This is a genomic window from Variovorax beijingensis (assembly GCF_003951285.1).
Taxonomy (GTDB): domain Bacteria; phylum Pseudomonadota; class Gammaproteobacteria; order Burkholderiales; family Burkholderiaceae_C; genus Variovorax; species Variovorax beijingensis.
On record NZ_RXFQ01000006.1, the window covers coordinates 44,883 to 60,474 of the forward strand.

13 protein-coding genes are annotated in these 15,592 nt (G+C 69.0%); 10 read left to right on the forward strand and 3 right to left on the reverse strand.

The window, feature by feature from the left end; all coding sequences use genetic code 11:
• The first annotated feature begins 63 nt into the window (after positions 1–63).
• Positions 64–1,866, forward strand: a complete 1,803-nt coding sequence (locus EJO66_RS11595; protein WP_125965320.1) for an NAD(P)/FAD-dependent oxidoreductase — start codon at positions 64–66, stop codon at positions 1,864–1,866.
• A gap of 46 nt (positions 1,867–1,912) precedes the next feature.
• On the opposite strand, the gene EJO66_RS11600 is transcribed toward EJO66_RS11595, so the two are convergent.
• Positions 1,913–2,623 (reverse strand): Crp/Fnr family transcriptional regulator, encoded by a 711-nt coding sequence (locus EJO66_RS11600; protein WP_124960291.1) that lies wholly within the window; start codon positions 2,621–2,623, stop codon positions 1,913–1,915.
• Positions 2,624–2,769: 146 nt separating this feature from the next.
• On the opposite strand from EJO66_RS11600, the gene EJO66_RS11605 reads away from it, so the two are divergent.
• From EJO66_RS11605 to EJO66_RS11620, 4 genes are read left to right on the forward strand one after another with little or no spacing between them, the layout of a single operon-like run.
• Positions 2,770–3,693 (forward strand): beta-keto acid cleavage family enzyme, encoded by a 924-nt coding sequence (locus EJO66_RS11605; RefSeq protein ID WP_124960292.1) that lies wholly within the window; start codon positions 2,770–2,772, stop codon positions 3,691–3,693.
• A 23-nt stretch (positions 3,694–3,716) separates the two neighbouring features.
• On the forward strand, positions 3,717–4,709 hold the full coding sequence (locus EJO66_RS11610) for a Bug family tripartite tricarboxylate transporter substrate binding protein (protein WP_124960293.1): 993 nt from the start codon (positions 3,717–3,719) through the stop codon (positions 4,707–4,709).
• 10 nt (positions 4,710–4,719) lie between these two features.
• Entirely contained in the window at positions 4,720–5,664 is a 945-nt protein-coding gene (locus EJO66_RS11615; RefSeq protein ID WP_223262357.1) for a 3-hydroxyacyl-CoA dehydrogenase NAD-binding domain-containing protein, read from the forward strand.
• 1 nt (position 5,665) lies between these two features.
• On the forward strand, positions 5,666–7,483 hold the full coding sequence (locus EJO66_RS11620) for a feruloyl-CoA synthase (RefSeq protein ID WP_125965321.1): 1,818 nt from the start codon (positions 5,666–5,668) through the stop codon (positions 7,481–7,483).
• 10 nt (positions 7,484–7,493) lie between these two features.
• Here the strand turns inward: EJO66_RS11620 and EJO66_RS11625 are convergent, their stop codons facing one another.
• On the reverse strand, positions 7,494–8,882 hold the full coding sequence (locus EJO66_RS11625) for an aminotransferase-like domain-containing protein (RefSeq protein WP_125965322.1): 1,389 nt from the start codon (positions 8,880–8,882) through the stop codon (positions 7,494–7,496).
• A 137-nt stretch (positions 8,883–9,019) separates the two neighbouring features.
• Here EJO66_RS11625 and EJO66_RS11630 point away from each other — a divergent pair, with 137 nt between their 5' ends.
• The 3 genes from EJO66_RS11630 to EJO66_RS11640 all read left to right on the forward strand — a co-directional run bounded on the left by EJO66_RS11630 (position 9,020) and on the right by EJO66_RS11640 (position 12,261).
• Positions 9,020–10,306 (forward strand): hydroxymethylglutaryl-CoA reductase, degradative, encoded by a 1,287-nt coding sequence (locus EJO66_RS11630; protein WP_125965323.1) that lies wholly within the window; start codon positions 9,020–9,022, stop codon positions 10,304–10,306.
• A 108-nt stretch (positions 10,307–10,414) separates the two neighbouring features.
• Positions 10,415–10,876, forward strand: a complete 462-nt coding sequence (locus EJO66_RS11635) for a hypothetical protein (RefSeq protein ID WP_125965324.1) — start codon at positions 10,415–10,417, stop codon at positions 10,874–10,876.
• Complete coding sequence (locus tag EJO66_RS11640) at positions 10,873–12,261, forward strand: tripartite tricarboxylate transporter permease (RefSeq protein ID WP_206168848.1); 1,389 nt, start codon at positions 10,873–10,875, stop codon at positions 12,259–12,261. Before EJO66_RS11635 ends, EJO66_RS11640 begins: the two co-directional genes overlap by 4 nt.
• Positions 12,262–12,324: 63 nt before the next feature.
• Here EJO66_RS11640 and EJO66_RS11645 read toward each other — a convergent pair whose 3' ends face one another.
• A complete protein-coding gene (locus EJO66_RS11645) occupies positions 12,325–13,665 on the reverse strand; it encodes an AsmA family protein (protein ID WP_125965325.1) in 1,341 nt (446 codons plus the stop codon).
• An 83-nt stretch (positions 13,666–13,748) separates the two neighbouring features.
• Between EJO66_RS11645 and EJO66_RS11650 the strand changes: the two genes are divergently transcribed.
• Both EJO66_RS11650 and EJO66_RS11655 read left to right on the forward strand, forming a co-directional pair.
• Positions 13,749–14,171 (forward strand): hotdog fold thioesterase, encoded by a 423-nt coding sequence (locus EJO66_RS11650; RefSeq protein ID WP_124960300.1) that lies wholly within the window; start codon positions 13,749–13,751, stop codon positions 14,169–14,171.
• Between the two features lie 88 nt (positions 14,172–14,259).
• Entirely contained in the window at positions 14,260–15,546 is a 1,287-nt protein-coding gene (locus EJO66_RS11655; protein WP_124960301.1) for a solute carrier family 23 protein, read from the forward strand.
• The last annotated feature ends 46 nt before the right edge of the window (positions 15,547–15,592 follow it).

The following is a 15,592-nucleotide window of genomic DNA, read 5'->3' on the forward strand; positions in this document are numbered from 1 at the left end:
GAACACCGCGTGCGCCTTGCCGCGCCGCGATTCGATTCGTTCAACGACACACGGAGACATGCAATGACAGACCCGACCACCGGTCCCACCCGGGCCGCCGCCACCTGGCTCGCCGACTTTGCCGCCGCCCTCGCGCGCGGCGACGTCGACGCGGCCGTCTCGCTGTTCGAGGCCGACAGCTACTGGCGCGACCTCGTCGCCTTCACCTGGAACATCCGCACGCAGGAAGGCGCGGGTGCCATCCGCGCGATGCTGCAGGCGCGGCTGGCCGACGCGCAGCCCACGGCCTTCGCGCTGGAGGGCGAGGCGACCGAGGCCGACGGCGTGGTCGATGCCTGGTTCAGCTTCGAGACACGCGTGGCGCGCGGCCGCGGCCATCTTCGGCTGCGCGGCGGCAAGGCCTGGACGCTGCTCACCACCATGACCGAGCTCAAGGGCTTCGAGGAAAAGACCGGCGAGAACCGCATCAAGGGCGCGGAGCACGGCGTGCACAAGGGCCGCAAGAACTGGCTCGAGAAACGCCGCGACGAAGAGGCCGCGCTCGGCTACACCGAGCAGCCCGAGGTGGTGATCATCGGCGGCGGCCAGGGCGGCATCGCGCTGGGCGCGCGGCTGCGCCGGCTGGGCGTGCCGACCATCATCGTGGAGCGCAACGCCAAGCCCGGCGACTCCTGGCGCAAGCGCTACAAGTCGCTGTGCCTGCACGACCCGGTCTGGTACGACCACCTGCCCTACATGCCCTTTCCCGACGACTGGCCGGTGTTCGCGCCCAAGGACAAGATCGGCGACTGGCTGGAGATGTACACGAAGATCATGGAGCTCAACTACTGGAGCTCCACCAATGCGAAGAAGGCCCGCTTCGACGAGGCCACGCAGCGCTGGGAAGTGACGGTGGAGCGCGAGGGCAGGCAGGTGGTGCTGCGGCCGAAGCAGCTGGTGTTCGCACTCGGGGTGTCGGGCTACCCGAACGTGCCGAAGATCGCGGGCGCAGGGAACTTCAAGGGCGACCAGCACCATTCGAGCCAGCACCCCGGGCCCGAGGCCTATGCCGGCAAGAAGTGCGTGGTGCTGGGCTCGAACAACTCGGCACACGACATCTGCGCGGCGCTGTGGGAGCACGGCGCCGACGTGACGATGATCCAGCGCTCGTCCACGCACATCGCGCCGTCGCAGTCGCTGATGGAGCTGGCGCTGGGCGGGCTCTACTCCGAGCAGGCCGTGAAGAACGGCATCGACCACCACAAGGGCGACCTGATCTTCGCCTCGGTGCCCTACAAGATCATGCACACCTTCCACATCCCGGTGTACGAGGAGATGAAGAAGCGCGATGCCGACCTGTACGCGCGGCTGGAGAAAGCGGGCTTCCTGCTGGACTTCGGCGTCGACGGCTCCGGGCTCTTCATGAAATACCTGCGGCGCGGCTCGGGCTACTACATCGACGTGGGTGCCTCCGAGCTGGTGGCCAACGGCAGCATCCACCTCAAGAGCGGCGTGAACATCGAGCGGGTGAACGAGCGCTCGGTCACGCTGACCGACGGCACCGAGCTGCCGGCCGACCTGCTGGTGTACGCCACCGGCTACGGCTCCATGAACGGCTGGCTGGCCGACCTGATCTCGCCCGAGATCGCCGACAAGGTCGGCAAGTGCTGGGGCCTGGGCTCCGGCACGCCGAAGGACCCGGGCCCCTGGGAGGGCGAACTGCGCAACATGTGGAAGCCCACGCAGGTCGAGAACCTCTGGTTCCACGGCGGCAACCTGCACCAGTCGCGCCACTACTCGCAGTTTTTGGCGCTGCAGCTGAAGGCGCGCATGGAAGGCATCGACACGCCGGTGTACGAGCGCGCGCCGTCCTACCACACGCGCTGAGCGGCCTTGCTTCCTCTCCCGCGTGCGGGAGAGGAAGCCCGTTCATTCATTCGCTGATGAATCGCCGCAAGCCTTCCAGATCGATCACGGTGATCCCCCCGTACTCGATCCGCAGGAAGCCCGCTTCCTTCAGCCGGTTCAGCGCCGCATTGCAGCGCTGGCGCGACACGCCGGAAAGATTGGCGATCTCCTCCTGCGAGGTCTGCAGGTGCAGCTCGCTGCCCGGATACAGCCACGGATGGAACAGCCCCGCCAGCGCACGGGCCACCTGGCCGTCGGCGTCGAGCAGCCGGTGCGCCGCGTAGTTGCCCATGAACCAGTGCAGCCGCTCGTTGAGCTGCTGCAGCAGGAAATGATCGAAGCCGCGCTGCGTGCGGTGCAGCCACTCGAAAGTCTCCAGCGGCAACTGGGCCACGCGGCTGGGCCGCAGCGCAATGACGTCGGCCGAGCGCGGAGCGCCGCGCAGCAGCGTGCCTTCGCCGAACCAGCTGCCCACCGACAGCCCGCCGAAGGTGACCGAGCGGCCGTCGCTCGAGGTGATCGACCACTTGAGCAAGCCTTCGAGCGTGCCGTACCAGTGCAACGGCGTATCGCCGCGCCGGCACAGCGCGGCGCCGGCCGCGACTTCGACCTCGCGGATTTCGTCGAGCACGCGCTCGCGCGCCGTTTCGTCGAGCAGCGGATACCAGGCCGAGCGCTGCAGCAACTGGGGAATCGTCAGCGATGCCGCCTTGAAGGCCGGCTTCGTCGTGGACATGAAAAGAAAGCTCCTGATGGCGTGGAAATGGGGCCGCGCCGCGTAAACCCTGACTCCAAATGTCGTCGCAATGACTGAGTGTGCCTGCGCCGCCAAAAATAATAGCGCGCCCCTCATGAAAGAAGACACCCCAGGAGACCCGGAGCATGTCGTCCAAGCGCAAAGTGATCGTGACCATCGCCCCCACCGGCGGCATGGCGCACAAGTCGCAGAACCCCCACCTTCCCACCCAGCCCGACGAGATCGCGGCCGACGTGCTGCGCTGCTGGAACGCCGGCGCCAGCGTGGCCGCCATCCATGCGCGCCGCCCCGACGACGGCGCCACCTGCAGCGCCGACGTGTACCGCGACATCAACAGCCGCATCCGCAACGCCGGCTGCGACATCGTCATCAACAACTCCACCGGCGGCGGCGTGCACGGCGACATGGTGAAGCCGCTGGCCGGCGATCGCTGGGAGATCGCCTGGGAAGAGCGCATCAAGGGCATGGACGCGGGCGCCGAGATGTGCACGCTCGACGCCACCACGCTGAACCTGAGCTTCGAGGGCAAGCAGATCCTGATGGACACGCCGATCACCCGCGGCCGCGAGCTTGCCGCCGGCATGAAGGCGCGCGGCATCAAGCCCGAGTGGGAGGTGTTCAGCCCCACGCACATCCTGCAGGACACGGCCACGCTGATCGAGGAAGGCCATGACGACGAGCCCTACTTCATCAACCTGGTGATGAACGTGCACCGCAACTTCCAGAACGCGATGCCGTATTCGCCGCGCTTCCTGCAGATGATGGTCGACACCCTGCCGCGCGGCAGCATCTTCGGCGTGAGCGGCATCGGCACCTCGCAGCTGGAAGCCAACGTGGCGGCGCTGCTGCTGGGCGGCCATGCGCGCGTGGGGCTGGAAGACAACCTCTACTTCCGCCACGGCGAGCTGGCCACCAACGTGCAGCTCACCGAACGCATCGTGCGCGTCATCCATGAACTCGACATGGAAGTGGCCACGCCGGCCGAAGCAAGGCAGATGATGGGGCTGCCGCGCAGAGGCGGCCCGCGCCCCGAATTCGCGCCGCGCTGAAGAACAACCCAAGGAGACATCCCATGAACACCCGCCGCCACTTCCTCCACACGCTCGGCGCAGCCACTGCGCTGGGCGCCCTCTCGCCGCTGGCCGCACTGGCCCAGGCGCTCGAACAGGTCAAGATCTACTACGGCTTCCCGGCCGGGAGCGCCGGCGACAGCGTGGCGCGCCGCGTCGGCGAAAAGCTCGCGGGCTCGGCCTATTCCCGCAACGTGGCGGTGGTCGAGAACAAGCCGGGCGCCGGCGGGCGCATCGCGCTGGAAACCCTCAAGAGCGCGCCGGCCGACGGCAGCGTGCTGGCGCTCTCGCCCTTCTCGTGCACCTCGATCTATCCGCACATCTACAGCAAGCTCAGCTACGACCCGGCCAAGGACTTCGTGCCGGTGTCGATCGCCGCCGTCATGCACCACGGCCTCGCGGTCGGCCCGCTGGTGCCGCCCGAGGTGCGCACGGTGAAGGACTTCCTGGCCTGGGCCAAGGCCAACCCGAACCAGGCCAGCTACGGCTCGCCCGCGGCCGGCTCGACGCCGCACTTCATCGGCGCGCTGCTGGGCCTGAACAATGGCGTCGATCTCAAGCACGTGCCCTACCGCGGCTCCATCCCCGGCGTGACCGACGTGGTGGGCGGACAGATCGCCGCCATGGTCACGCCCAGCGGCGACTTCATTCCCAACCACAAGGCCGGCAAGCTGCGGCTGCTCGCCACCTCGGGCAAGGCGCGCTCGCCCTTCTCGCCCGAAGTTCCGACCTTTGCCGAGCAGGGCTTCGCCGAGCTGACGACCGAGGAATGGTTCGGCTTCTACGCGCCGGCCAGGACACCGGCCAGCGTGGTGGCGGCGGCCAATGCGGCGATCAACGCGGCCATCAAGGAAAAGGTGGTGACGGACAGCCTGGCCGTGGTCGGCCTGATCGCCCAGGGCTCCACTGCCGAGGAGATGGCGCGCTCGCAGCGCGCCGAGGCCGAACGCTGGGGCCCGCTGGTCAAGAAGATCGGCTTCACGGCCGATTCCTGAGGCGATGCAGATGGAACCGATTGCCACGAAACGCGTTGCGGTGGTCGCCACCGGCGTCATCGGCGCCAGCTGGGCCGCCTTCTTCCTCGCGCGCGGCCTCGACGTGGAGGCCACCGATCCCTCGCCCGATGCCGAGGCACGGCTGCACGCGGCCGTGGCCGCGCACTGGCCCACGCTGGAGCGCTTCGGCCTGGCCACTGGCGCCTCGGCCGGGCGGCTGCGCTTTCATGCGCGGCTCGAAGACGCGGTGGCCCAGGCCGACTTCGTCCAGGAAAGCGGCCCCGAGCGGCTGGATTTCAAGACCGACCTGTTCCGGCGCATGGACGAGGCCGCGCCGGCCCACGCCATCCTGGCGTCGAGCTCCTCGGGGCTCGCGATCAGTGCGGTGCAGGCCGAATGCAAGCACCCGGAACGCGTGGTACTGGGCCATCCCTTCAATCCGCCGCACCTGATTCCGCTGGTGGAGGTGGTCGGCGGCGAGCGCACCTCGGCCCAGACCGTCGAACGCACGATGGCCTTCTACGCCGCCATCGGCAAGCGGCCGATCCACGTGAAGCGCGAGGTCAAGGGCCACATCGCGAACCGGCTGCAGGCCGCGCTCTGGCGCGAGGCCTTCCACCTGGTCGACGAGGGCGTGGCGAGCGTGGCCGACATCGACACCGCCATTGCACACGGCCCCGGCCTGCGCTGGGCGGTGATGGGGCCGTTCATGAACCTGCATCTGTCGGGCGGCGCGGGCGGCATCGAACATGTGCTCGCGCACCTGGGCGGCCCGATCGAGGACTGGTGGAAGGACCTGGGCGCGCCGACGATGACGCCGGAACTCAAGCAGAAGGTGGCCGAGGGCGTGGCCGAGGAACTGGGTGCGCGGCGCGTGGCCGAGCTCGAGGCCGCCCGGGACATCCTGCTGTTGAACCTGATTCGCGCCAAAGCCGACACCGGCAGACTCGATTGACATGACCGACGACGACTTTCTCCTGGACGAAAGCCAGATCGCCCCGCCGCGCACGGTTCGCATCGACTTCGACGACGGCTCCTTCGCGCTGCGATCGCCGATGGCGCTCAAGCCGTATGCGCGCTGCATCGGCGAATGGCTGGAGCGCTGGGCGCGCGAGACGCCCGAGGCGCTGGCCTTCGCGGAACGCGACGACAGCGGCGAAGGCTGGCGAAAGCTCGACTACCGGGCACTGCGCGAGGCCGTGGGCGCCGTCGCGCAGGCACTGCTCGACCTGAAGCTGCCGGCCGAAAAGCCGATCGTGATCCTCTCGGACAACGCGATCGACCACGCGGTGCTGATGCTGGCGGCCATGCACATCGGGCGCACCGCCTGCTCGCTGTCGAGCGCGTATTCGCGCCTGGCCAAGGACCCGTCGCGCCTGCACGGCATGCTGCAGGCGCTGCAGCCGGCGTTGATCTACGCCTCGGACGCCAAGGTCTACGGCGGCGCGCTCGCGGGCTGCGGCGTCGAAGCGCCCGCGGTGTTCAGCCGCAACGCAGATGCGCATGCGGGCGCCCTGCCCTTTGCGCAACTGCTGCAGGCGAGCGAGACTCCGGCCGTGATGCAGGCCTACCAGGCCATCCTGCCCGACACCCACGCCAAGTACCTGCTGACCTCGGGCTCCACCGGCAAGCCCAAGGTGGTGATCAACACGCACCGCATGCTCTGCGCCAACCAGCAGATGATGGCGCAGACCTGGCGCTTCCTCGCGCAGGAAAAACCGGTGCTGGTCGACTGGCTGCCCTGGAGCCACACCTTCGGCGGCAACCACAACCTGCACATGGTGCTCGCCCATGGCGGTGCGCTCTACATCGACGAGGGCCGGCCCGCGCCGGGCCTGATCGAGAAGACCGTGCGCAACCTGCGCGAGGTGAAGCCCACGCTGCTGTTCAACGTGCCGCGCGGCTTCGACATGCTGCTGCCTTTTCTCGAAGCCGACGATGCGCTTGCGCGCGAAGTGCTCTCGCGGCTGCGGCTGGCCTTCTATGCGGCCGCGGCGCTCGCGCCCTCGACCTGGCAGCGGCTCGAAGCCGTGGCGCAGCGCGTGCGGCCCGAGCGGCCGCTGTGGCTCACCACCTCCTGGGGCGCCACGGAGACCTCGCCGGCCATCACCTCAGCACACTGGAAGCTCGAGGGCGCGGGCTGCATCGGCGCGCCGCTGCCGGGGCTCGAGCTCAAGTTCGTGCCCAACGGCCAGAAGCTCGAGATGCGCGTCAAGGGCGTCTCCGTGTTCCCGGGCTACCGCCATGCATCGCGCGAAACAGCCGAAGCCTTCGACGATGAGGGCTACTACCGCATCGGCGATGCCGGCTTTCCTGCGGACCCCGCCAATCCTGCGCAGGGCGTGATCTTCAACGGCCGCGTGGCCGAGGACTTCAAGCTCTCGAGCGGCACCTGGGTCTCGGTGGGCACGCTGCGCGTGAAGCTGGTCTCGATGCTGGCGCCGCACGTGCAGGACGTGGTGCTCACGGGCCATGACCGCGACGAGATCGGCATGCTGGTGTTCGCGAGCCCCCAAGCCGCCTCGCTCGCGCCGCAGGCGCTGGCCGGGCGCATCGCCGAAGTGCTGCGCACGCTGCGCAGCGAAGGCGCGGGTTCCTCGCAATGCCCCACGCGCGCGCTGCTGCTCGCCGAGCCGCCAAACCTGGACGCAGGCGAGATCACCGACAAGGGCTACATCAACCAGCGCGCAGTGCTCACGCGCCGCGCGGCCGAGGTGGCGCGGCTGCATGCCGGCGCGGATCACGACCTGCAGGTGATCCGGCTGCGCGACTGACTGAAGAAGATCAACCGCTGGGACGTCGCCGCAGCGCGGTGCGCAGCGCCTTCGCGAAGCGCGGGTCGGCCATGGCACCGACGTTGAAGCGCGACCAGCGCGAGACCTGCGTCGAATCGGTGCTGAAGATGCGGCCCGGTGCCATCACGATCTTGCGCGGCAGCAGTTCCTTCGCCAGCACCAGCGAGTCGGCCACGCCGGGAAGCGCAGCCCAGACGTAGAGCGACTGCGGGGTGCGCGCAAAGACTTCCGCATCGACCGAATCGAACAGCTGCAACGCCTTGCGCGTGGCCTCGCCGAGCCGGTTCTGCAGGCGGTTCAGGTGCCGCTGGTAGTGGCCTTCGCTGAGGATCACGTCGACCGTGCGCTCGCTGTACTCCGAGCTGCTCACGTGGATCAGCGCCTTCAGGTCCGCGAGGTCGCTCGCCAGGTCGGCCCCGCAGGCGACGAAACCCACGCGCAGCGCCGCCGAGAACGATTTCGAGAAGCTGCCGATGTAGATGGTGCGCTCCAGCTGGTCGAGCGCCGAGAGCCGCGGCAAGGCCGTGGGCTTGAAGTCGGCCAGCGGGTCGTTCTCGACGATCAGCAGGTCGTATTTCTGTGCGAGCTGCAGCACGCGGAAGGCCTTGGCCGGCGAGATGTCGGAGCCCGTGGGGTTGTGCGCGAGCGACTGCGTGAAGAAGAGGCGCGGCCGCTCGGCCATCAGCAGGCGCTCCAGCACGTCGAGATCGGGCCCGTCGGCCAGCCGCGGCACGGCCAGCATCTGCGCGCCCGCGAGCTTGAGCTTTCCGAACAGCGGGTAGTAGCCCGGGTCGTCCACGAGCACCTTGCCGCCCGGCGGCACGAAATAGCGGATGACGATGTCCATCGCCTCGTTGGCGCCGTGCGTGAGCACGATCTGCCGCGGCTCGGCGCCGATGCCGAAGTCGGCCAGCTTGCGCACGAGGTGGTCGCGCAGCGGCGCATAGCCGAAGCGGCTGCCGTAGCGGAACAGCGCGCCGAGCCCGGTGCGGACCACCTTGGGGTGGTACTTGTCCAGGCGCACGTCGGCCAGCCATTCGACCGGCGGGAAGCCGTCGCCCACGGCCACCGCGTCGGGCTGCGTCTTGAGCTGCTCGCGCATGAGCCACACGATGTCCATGGCGCGGCCGAGGCTGCCCGCGTCTTCCTCGACGGGCTTGGGGGTCGACTGCGCGAGCACGAAATAGCCCGAACCGCGCCGCGGCTCGACGAGCCCGCGCGACACCAGCAGCTCGAACGCGGCCACCACGGTGTTCTTGGCGTAGCCGTGCAGCTGCGCGAGCTCGCGAAGCGACGGCAGCTTGTCGCCGGCCTTGTAGGCGCCGCTCGCGATCTGGCGCGCGAGGGTGTCGGCAAGCGAATCGGCGATCGTGGTCATGGGCTGCGACTGTGACACAGCAGGCCGCCGCGGCGCACCACTGTCCGCACTGTCCCGCCAAACTGTGCCTTCCGCCGGCGGTACAGCCGACCTAAATTGCCTGCTCCCGAATTCATCTTCCGAAGAGACAAGCAACGATGGTCGCCGATTCCCGCATTCCCAACTTCCGCGCGCTCACGCCCGCGCAGCGCCTGGCCCACATCGCGCAGGCCGCCTCGCTCACCGACGACGAAGCGGCGCTGCTCGCCCAACCCGGGGCCCTCGGCGTGGACCGCGCCAACGGCATGGTCGAGAACGTGATCGGCACCTTCGAGCTGCCGCTGGGTGTGGCCGGCAACTTCACCGTGAACGGGCGCGACTACCTCGTGCCGATGGCGGTCGAAGAGCCCTCGGTGGTGGCGGCCGCTTCCTTCATGGCCAAGCTGGCGCGCGAGGGCGGCGGCTTCGAAGCCTCGAGCACCGGGCCGCTGATGCGCGCGCAAGTGCAGGTGATCGGCATCACCGACCCGCATGGCGCGCGGCTCGCGCTGCTGCGTGCGCGCGACCAGATCCTGGCCGTGGCGAACAGCCGCGACAAGGTGCTGATCGGCCTGGGCGGCGGCTGCCGCGACATCGAGGTGCATGTGTTCGGCGACACGCCGCGCGGCGCGATGGTGGTGATGCACCTCGTCGTCGACGTGCGCGACGCGATGGGCGCGAATACCGTCAATACGATGGCCGAGGCGGTGTCGCCGCTGGTCGGGAAGCTCACGGGCGGCACGGTGCGCCTGCGCATTCTGTCGAACCTGGCGGACCTGCGGCTGGCGCGTGCGCGCGTGCGGCTTATGCCTTCGGTGCTGGCCACGCGCGAACGCAGCGGCGAGGAAGTGGTCGAAGGCGTGATCGACGCCTGCACCTTCGCAGCCATCGACCCCTACCGCGCGGCAACGCACAACAAGGGCATCATGAACGGCGTCGATCCGGTGATCGTCGCGACCGGCAACGACTGGCGCGCAGTGGAGGCCGGCGCGCATGCCTATGCGTGCCGCAGCGGGCGCTACAGCTCGCTGACCACCTGGGAGAAGGACACGGCGGGCGCATTGGTCGGAACCATCGAGATGCCGATGCCGGTGGGGCTGGTCGGCGGCGCCACGAAGACACATCCGCTCGCGCGGCTCGCCCTCAAGATCCTCGACGTGAAGTCGGCACAGGAGCTCGGCGAAGTCGCGGTGGCCGTGGGCCTCGCGCAGAACCTCGGCGCGCTGCGCGCGCTCGCCACCGAAGGCATCCAGCGCGGCCACATGGCACTGCATGCCCGCAACATCGCGCTCGTCGCGGGCGCCGCCGGCGACGAGATCGACAGCATCGCCAGGCAGATGGCCGCAGAGCACGACGTGCGCACCGACCGTGCCGTGGCATTGCTCGAAGCGCTGCGCAAGAAGTAAGCAGGAAGAAAAGAAATGCGGGCATAGCCCCGCACCACGGACCGCGGCCGATACCGCGGCGGCCATGGGAATGGCCGTCACACAACCACAGACGGAGACACACGAAAAATGAACGCAGACAGTGCAACGCGCGCCAGATGGCGGCTGGTGGAGATATGGGGCGACACGGCCGACCTGGGCCATCTCGGATGGTCGATCACCATCGCCGTCGCGGTGAGCCTCGCGGGCTATCTCGTGGCCAGCCGCGTGCTCGCGAACGCCGTGAGCACGCCCGAGCTGGCGCGCGCCTACGCCATGCTCGCCGGCCTCGGCGGCTGCGTGGTGTCGGGCCTGATCTGCGCGAAGCTCTTCACGCCCAAGCGCGAAGTGGTGGAAGGCACCGACGCCGATCCGCGCTGGCGCGAAGAAGTGCTGGCCGAGCTGGCCGGCGAGCACGGCGACCTGGGCTCGATGGACGACCTGCCGCCGTCCGTGGTGCGCGAGATGAAGGAGCTGGAGATCCACGACCTGTTTGCGTCGTACAAGCCCCGTACCCATGACGCCAGGAATGCCGAAGGAGCCGCACCGTGATCGACGCCGCACTCCTCGACCAGATCCTCGTCGCCACCGGCATGGGCCTGGTGGGCGCCATCGTGTTCGCGGCCATCGGCCTCGTCTCGGGCACCGACGAGACCACCACGCTCGCGCCGCTCACCCTGCTGGTGGTGCTGCTCGGCGTGCCGCCCGAAGGCGTGTTCACCTTCTTCCTCGCAGCGGCGGTGGCCAAGCACATGACGCATGCGGTGCCCACCGCACTGCTGGGCATTCCGGGCGACACCATGGCCACGCCGCTGCTGCAGGACGCGAACCTGCTGCGCAACCTCGGCGTGCCGCACATCGCGCTGCGCAAGATGGTGTCGGGCGCGATCATCGCGGCCTTCCTCGCGGTGCCGCTGGCCGTGCTCTTTGCTGTGCTGCTGGCGCCCTATGGCGCGGCCATCACCAAGGCGGCGCCCTGGATCTTCGTGGTGGCGGCCGTGGCCATTGCGTATTTCTCGGGCGGACGCTGGGCCTCGGTGGCCACGCTGGTGCCGTTCGTGATGGTGATCCTGGCGCTGCAGGCGCTCACCGGCAAGTACGGCGTGAAGCTCAGCATCAGCTACTTCCTGGGCATCGCGATCGGACCGCTGGTGGCCGATCTGTTCTCGGTGATCTCGCCCGCGGCCCGTGCACGCATGAAGCGCGACAAGGTCCGCACCTTCTCGCTCGCGCCGGACGTGAAGGGCTGGTCGGGCTACTTCCCGAACCCGTTCAAGGTGCTCGACCGCGGCCAGGTGAAGTGGACCTTCGCGACCGCCGCGATCTCCAGCGCCACCTTCGTGTTCAGCCCGGTCGCGATGACGGTGGTGCTGGGCGAGCTGGTGGGCTCGCGCATCAAGCACGCCTACCACCGGCTCACCACCACGCTGGCCGCGCGCAACGGCGTGACCGAGGCGACCTACATCGCCGAGGCGCTGATCCCGCTGATTGCGATCGGCCTGCCGCTGAGCCCGGTGGCGGCGGGGCCGGCGGCGCCGCTCTTCAATGCGCCGCCGGTGTTCACCATCGACTCGGCCACCGGCCAGACACACAACCTGCACAACCTGCTGAACCACTGGGAGTTCCTGGGCTACGGCATGCTGGCCGTGGTGCTCGCGGCGCTCGTGGCCTATCCGTTCACGATGAACTTCGCGCGCCACGCGGCGCTCTTCGTCTCGCGCAGAGTGAGCCACGAGGCCATCATCGCGACCTTCGTCGGCCTGATCGTGGTGATCAGCGTATGGGAAGGACAACTGCTCGGCCTGCTGGTGATCCTCACGATGGGCCTGCTCGGCGGCCTGCTGTCGCGCGCCATCGGCTTCAACACCGGCGTGCAGTTCATGGGCTATTACACGGCGGTGCTGACGGTGCCAGCCGTCATCAAGGCCTTCGGCTGACGCCTCTCGAGGTGCGCAGCCGCGCGGCTTCAGCGGGCTTCAGCCGCAAGCCCCGCCGGCACCTCAGGGAGAAACCGACGGGCCCTTGCGAGCCGCCGGCGGCGCCTTTTTCTTCGCCGGCTCTTCGGTGCCGAAGAGCTTTTCTATCTGCTGCCCCGCGCGGGCGCCGATGGCCGTGCCCACGCCCGGCAGCAGCGCGGTGCCGACCGCCGCGCCGGCCAGCGCGCCGCCGGTCAGCGACACCTCGGGCTCGCTCATCGTCCCGCCGATCTTCAGCGGCATGCCCACTACGCCGTCGATGAGGTCGACCGCGATCTCGCCGTCCAGCTTGCGGTTGAAGAGCCGCAGGTGGCCGCTGGCCGTGAGCACGCCCGAGCGCGCCTTGAGCCCGGTGTAGCGCAGCACCACGCCGTCGTCGGTGCCCTGCGTGTCGAGGACGCCGGTGAGTTCTTCGAGCGGCGTGGTGCCGCCGCGGCTGATGCCCGCGGTGCTCACGGCCTTGGCCAGGTCCAGCCGCGTGAGCGTGGCGGGCTGGACCGAGAAGGCGGTGCGGGTGCGCAGGCTGCGCATCAGCGCGCCCACCTCGCCCGCCTCGGCCACCAGCGTGGATTGGCCCGAGACCTTGCCGGCCACGGCGCTGCGCCGGCCGAAGGCCTGCACCAGGCCCTCGACGTCCACCTGCCGGGGCTCGAGTTCGGCCGACACGCGCAGCAGGTCGTTCGGCGGCAAGGCCTCGAACCAGGTCACGCCGTTCGCCGTGCCGCCGCCAATGTCGATGCGGGTGCGCCACCGGTCCTGTCCGGCGGCGCGGTCCAGCCGCAGCCGGGCGGGCGGCGACACGCCCGCGCGCTCGATGCGCAGCTGGCGCGGACGCCAGCCGGCATCGAAGCTGATTTCGCCGTCGTAGGCCAGCGCAATGTCGCGCCGATCGATCCAGCTCAGGTCGCGCCAGCGCAGCTTTTCGAGCGGAACCGGCGCCAGCGTCCAGGGCACGGGCAACGCGACGATGTGGGCGCCCTCCTTCGGCTTGGGGCCCTTGCCGCGGAACGCGCGCACCGACTCGCGCGGCAGCACCAGGCTTTCGATCTCGACCTCGTCGATGGCGATGACCCGGCGCAGCAGCTCCCGCAGCTTGAGCTGGACCGTGATGCGGCGCAGCGTGACGGGGCGCGGCTGCTCGGTGGCCACGTCGGACAGCACCAGCACGGGGCTGGGCCACAGCGCCCAGTGCGCGCCGCCGATCTTCAGGCCGACGCCGAAGCGCTTCTCGAAGCCGTCGGCAATCCGCGCGGCCACTTCCTCGTCGCTGGGCAGGCGGGTGCTCGCCACCCACACCAGCGCGCCGGTGCCCAGCAGCAAGACTGCGGCGATGCCGATGAGCCAACGGCGGACGGGGCGTTTCATCGGGCCAACTTAGCACGCAAAGGCGACTGCCGCTGTCAGCCCCCGTCGCTATAGTTTCCAAAACCCTGCACCGGAGAAACCGAATGCGTATCTGGAAAAAAGACATCTCTGTCGAGGAACTGACCCGCAACCACATCGGCACCGCCGTGTCCACGCTGGGCATGGAATTCCTGGAGGTGGGCGACGACTTCATCCGCGCCCGCGTGCCGGTGGACGAACGCACCCGCCAGCCCTACGGCATCCTGCACGGCGGCGTCTCGGTGGTGCTGGCCGAGACGCTGGGCTCCTGCGGCGCGCACTACTCGGCCCCCGAAGGCGACCGGGCCGTGGGCCTGGACATCAACGCCAACCACATCCGCTCGGCCGCGAGCGGCTGGGTCACGGGCACCGCGCGGCCGGTGCACCGCGGGCGCACCACGCAGGTGTGGCAGATCGACATGACCAACGACGCGGGCGAATTGACCTGCGTCTCACGCATCACAATGGCGGTGCTGCCGCCGCGCTAGCGAAGTGAAGAAGATCCGCCCGGCACGCGGGCGGCAGCGGGCCGAGAGAAGCCCCCCAGGAACATAACTACCGAGGAGATAACCACTCATGAGCAACCTGTTCAGCTGGCGCGAAGTCGCCGCCACCGAAGGCAGCGTGGTCGCGCCCGACGAACGCCTGCCCTGGCTGCAGACCGGCGCGATGGGCGTGCAGCACGTGATCGCGATGTTCGGCGCCACGGTGCTGGCGCCCATCCTGATGGGCTTCAATCCCAACATCGCCATCCTGATGAGCGGCATCGGCACGCTGATCTTCTTCCTGGTGACGGGCGGCAAGGTGCCCAGCTACCTGGGCTCGAGCTTCGCGTTCATCGGCGTGGTGATCGCGGCCAGCGGCTATGCGGGCAAGGGGCCCAACGCCAACATCGCGGTGGCGCTGGGCGGCATCGTCGCCTGCGGGGTGGTCTACATCCTGATCGGCGCCCTCGTGCAGGCGATCGGCACCGGCTGGATCGAGCGCTTCATGCCGCCGGTGGTCACGGGCGCGGTGGTGGCGGTGATCGGGCTCAACCTGGCGGGCGTGCCGATCAAGAACATGGCGGCCAGCAATTTCGACTCCTGGATGCAGGCCGTCACCTTCCTCTGCGTGGGGCTGGTGGCGGTGTTCACGCGCGGCATGCTGCAGCGGCTGCTGATCCTGGTCGGGCTGATCCTGGCCACGCTGGTCTATGCGGCGCTGACCAACGGCATGGGCCTTGGCAAGCCGGTGGACCTGGGCGGCATCGCCAACGCGGCCTGGTTCGGCATGCCGACCTTCACCGCGCCGGTGTTCACGGCCAACGCCATGCTGCTGATCGCGCCCGTGGCCATCATCCTGGTGGCCGAGAATCTCGGCCACCTGAAGGCGGTCACGGCCATGACCGGACGCAACCTGGACCCCTACATCGGCCGCGCCTTCATCGGCGACGGGATTGCCACCGTGGTGAGCGGCGCCTCGGGCGGCACCGGCGTGACCACCTATGCCGAGAACATCGGCGTGATGGCGGCCACGCGCATCTATTCGACGGCGGTGTTCGTGGTGGCCGCGCTCATTGCGCTGGTGCTGGGCTTCAGCCCCAAGTTCGGCGCGCTGATCCAGGCGATTCCGCTGCCGGTGATGGGCGGCGTGAGCATCGTGGTGTTCGGCCTCATCGCCATTGCGGGCGCCAAGATCTGGGTCGACAACAAGGTCGACTTCTCGCAGAACAAGAACCTGATCGTGGCCGCCATCACGCTGATCATCGGCACCGGCGACTTCACGCTGAAGTTCGGCGATTTCGCATTGGGCGGCATCGGCACCGCGACTTTCGGGGCCATCATCCTCTACGCGCTTCTGGGCCGGACGCGCAACGCCTGAGGCCCTGCAAAGTGAAACCTCGTGCAAGAAATGTTGTCCGAGGCGC

Coding starts and splice junctions, on each gene's coding strand:
- EJO66_RS11595 (WP_125965320.1), top strand. CDS start 64: ATGACAGACCCGACCACCGGTCCCACCCGGGCCGCCGCCACCTGGCTC.
- EJO66_RS11600 (WP_124960291.1), bottom strand. CDS start 2,623: ATGTCCACGACGAAGCCGGCCTTCAAGGCGGCATCGCTGACGATTCCC.
- EJO66_RS11605 (WP_124960292.1), top strand. CDS start 2,770: ATGTCGTCCAAGCGCAAAGTGATCGTGACCATCGCCCCCACCGGCGGC.
- EJO66_RS11610 (WP_124960293.1), top strand. CDS start 3,717: ATGAACACCCGCCGCCACTTCCTCCACACGCTCGGCGCAGCCACTGCG.
- EJO66_RS11615 (WP_223262357.1), top strand. CDS start 4,720: ATGGAACCGATTGCCACGAAACGCGTTGCGGTGGTCGCCACCGGCGTC.
- EJO66_RS11620 (WP_125965321.1), top strand. CDS start 5,666: ATGACCGACGACGACTTTCTCCTGGACGAAAGCCAGATCGCCCCGCCG.
- EJO66_RS11625 (WP_125965322.1), bottom strand. CDS start 8,882: ATGACCACGATCGCCGATTCGCTTGCCGACACCCTCGCGCGCCAGATC.
- EJO66_RS11630 (WP_125965323.1), top strand. CDS start 9,020: ATGGTCGCCGATTCCCGCATTCCCAACTTCCGCGCGCTCACGCCCGCG.
- EJO66_RS11635 (WP_125965324.1), top strand. CDS start 10,415: ATGAACGCAGACAGTGCAACGCGCGCCAGATGGCGGCTGGTGGAGATA.
- EJO66_RS11645 (WP_125965325.1), bottom strand. CDS start 13,665: ATGAAACGCCCCGTCCGCCGTTGGCTCATCGGCATCGCCGCAGTCTTG.
- EJO66_RS11650 (WP_124960300.1), top strand. CDS start 13,749: ATGCGTATCTGGAAAAAAGACATCTCTGTCGAGGAACTGACCCGCAAC.
- EJO66_RS11655 (WP_124960301.1), top strand. CDS start 14,260: ATGAGCAACCTGTTCAGCTGGCGCGAAGTCGCCGCCACCGAAGGCAGC.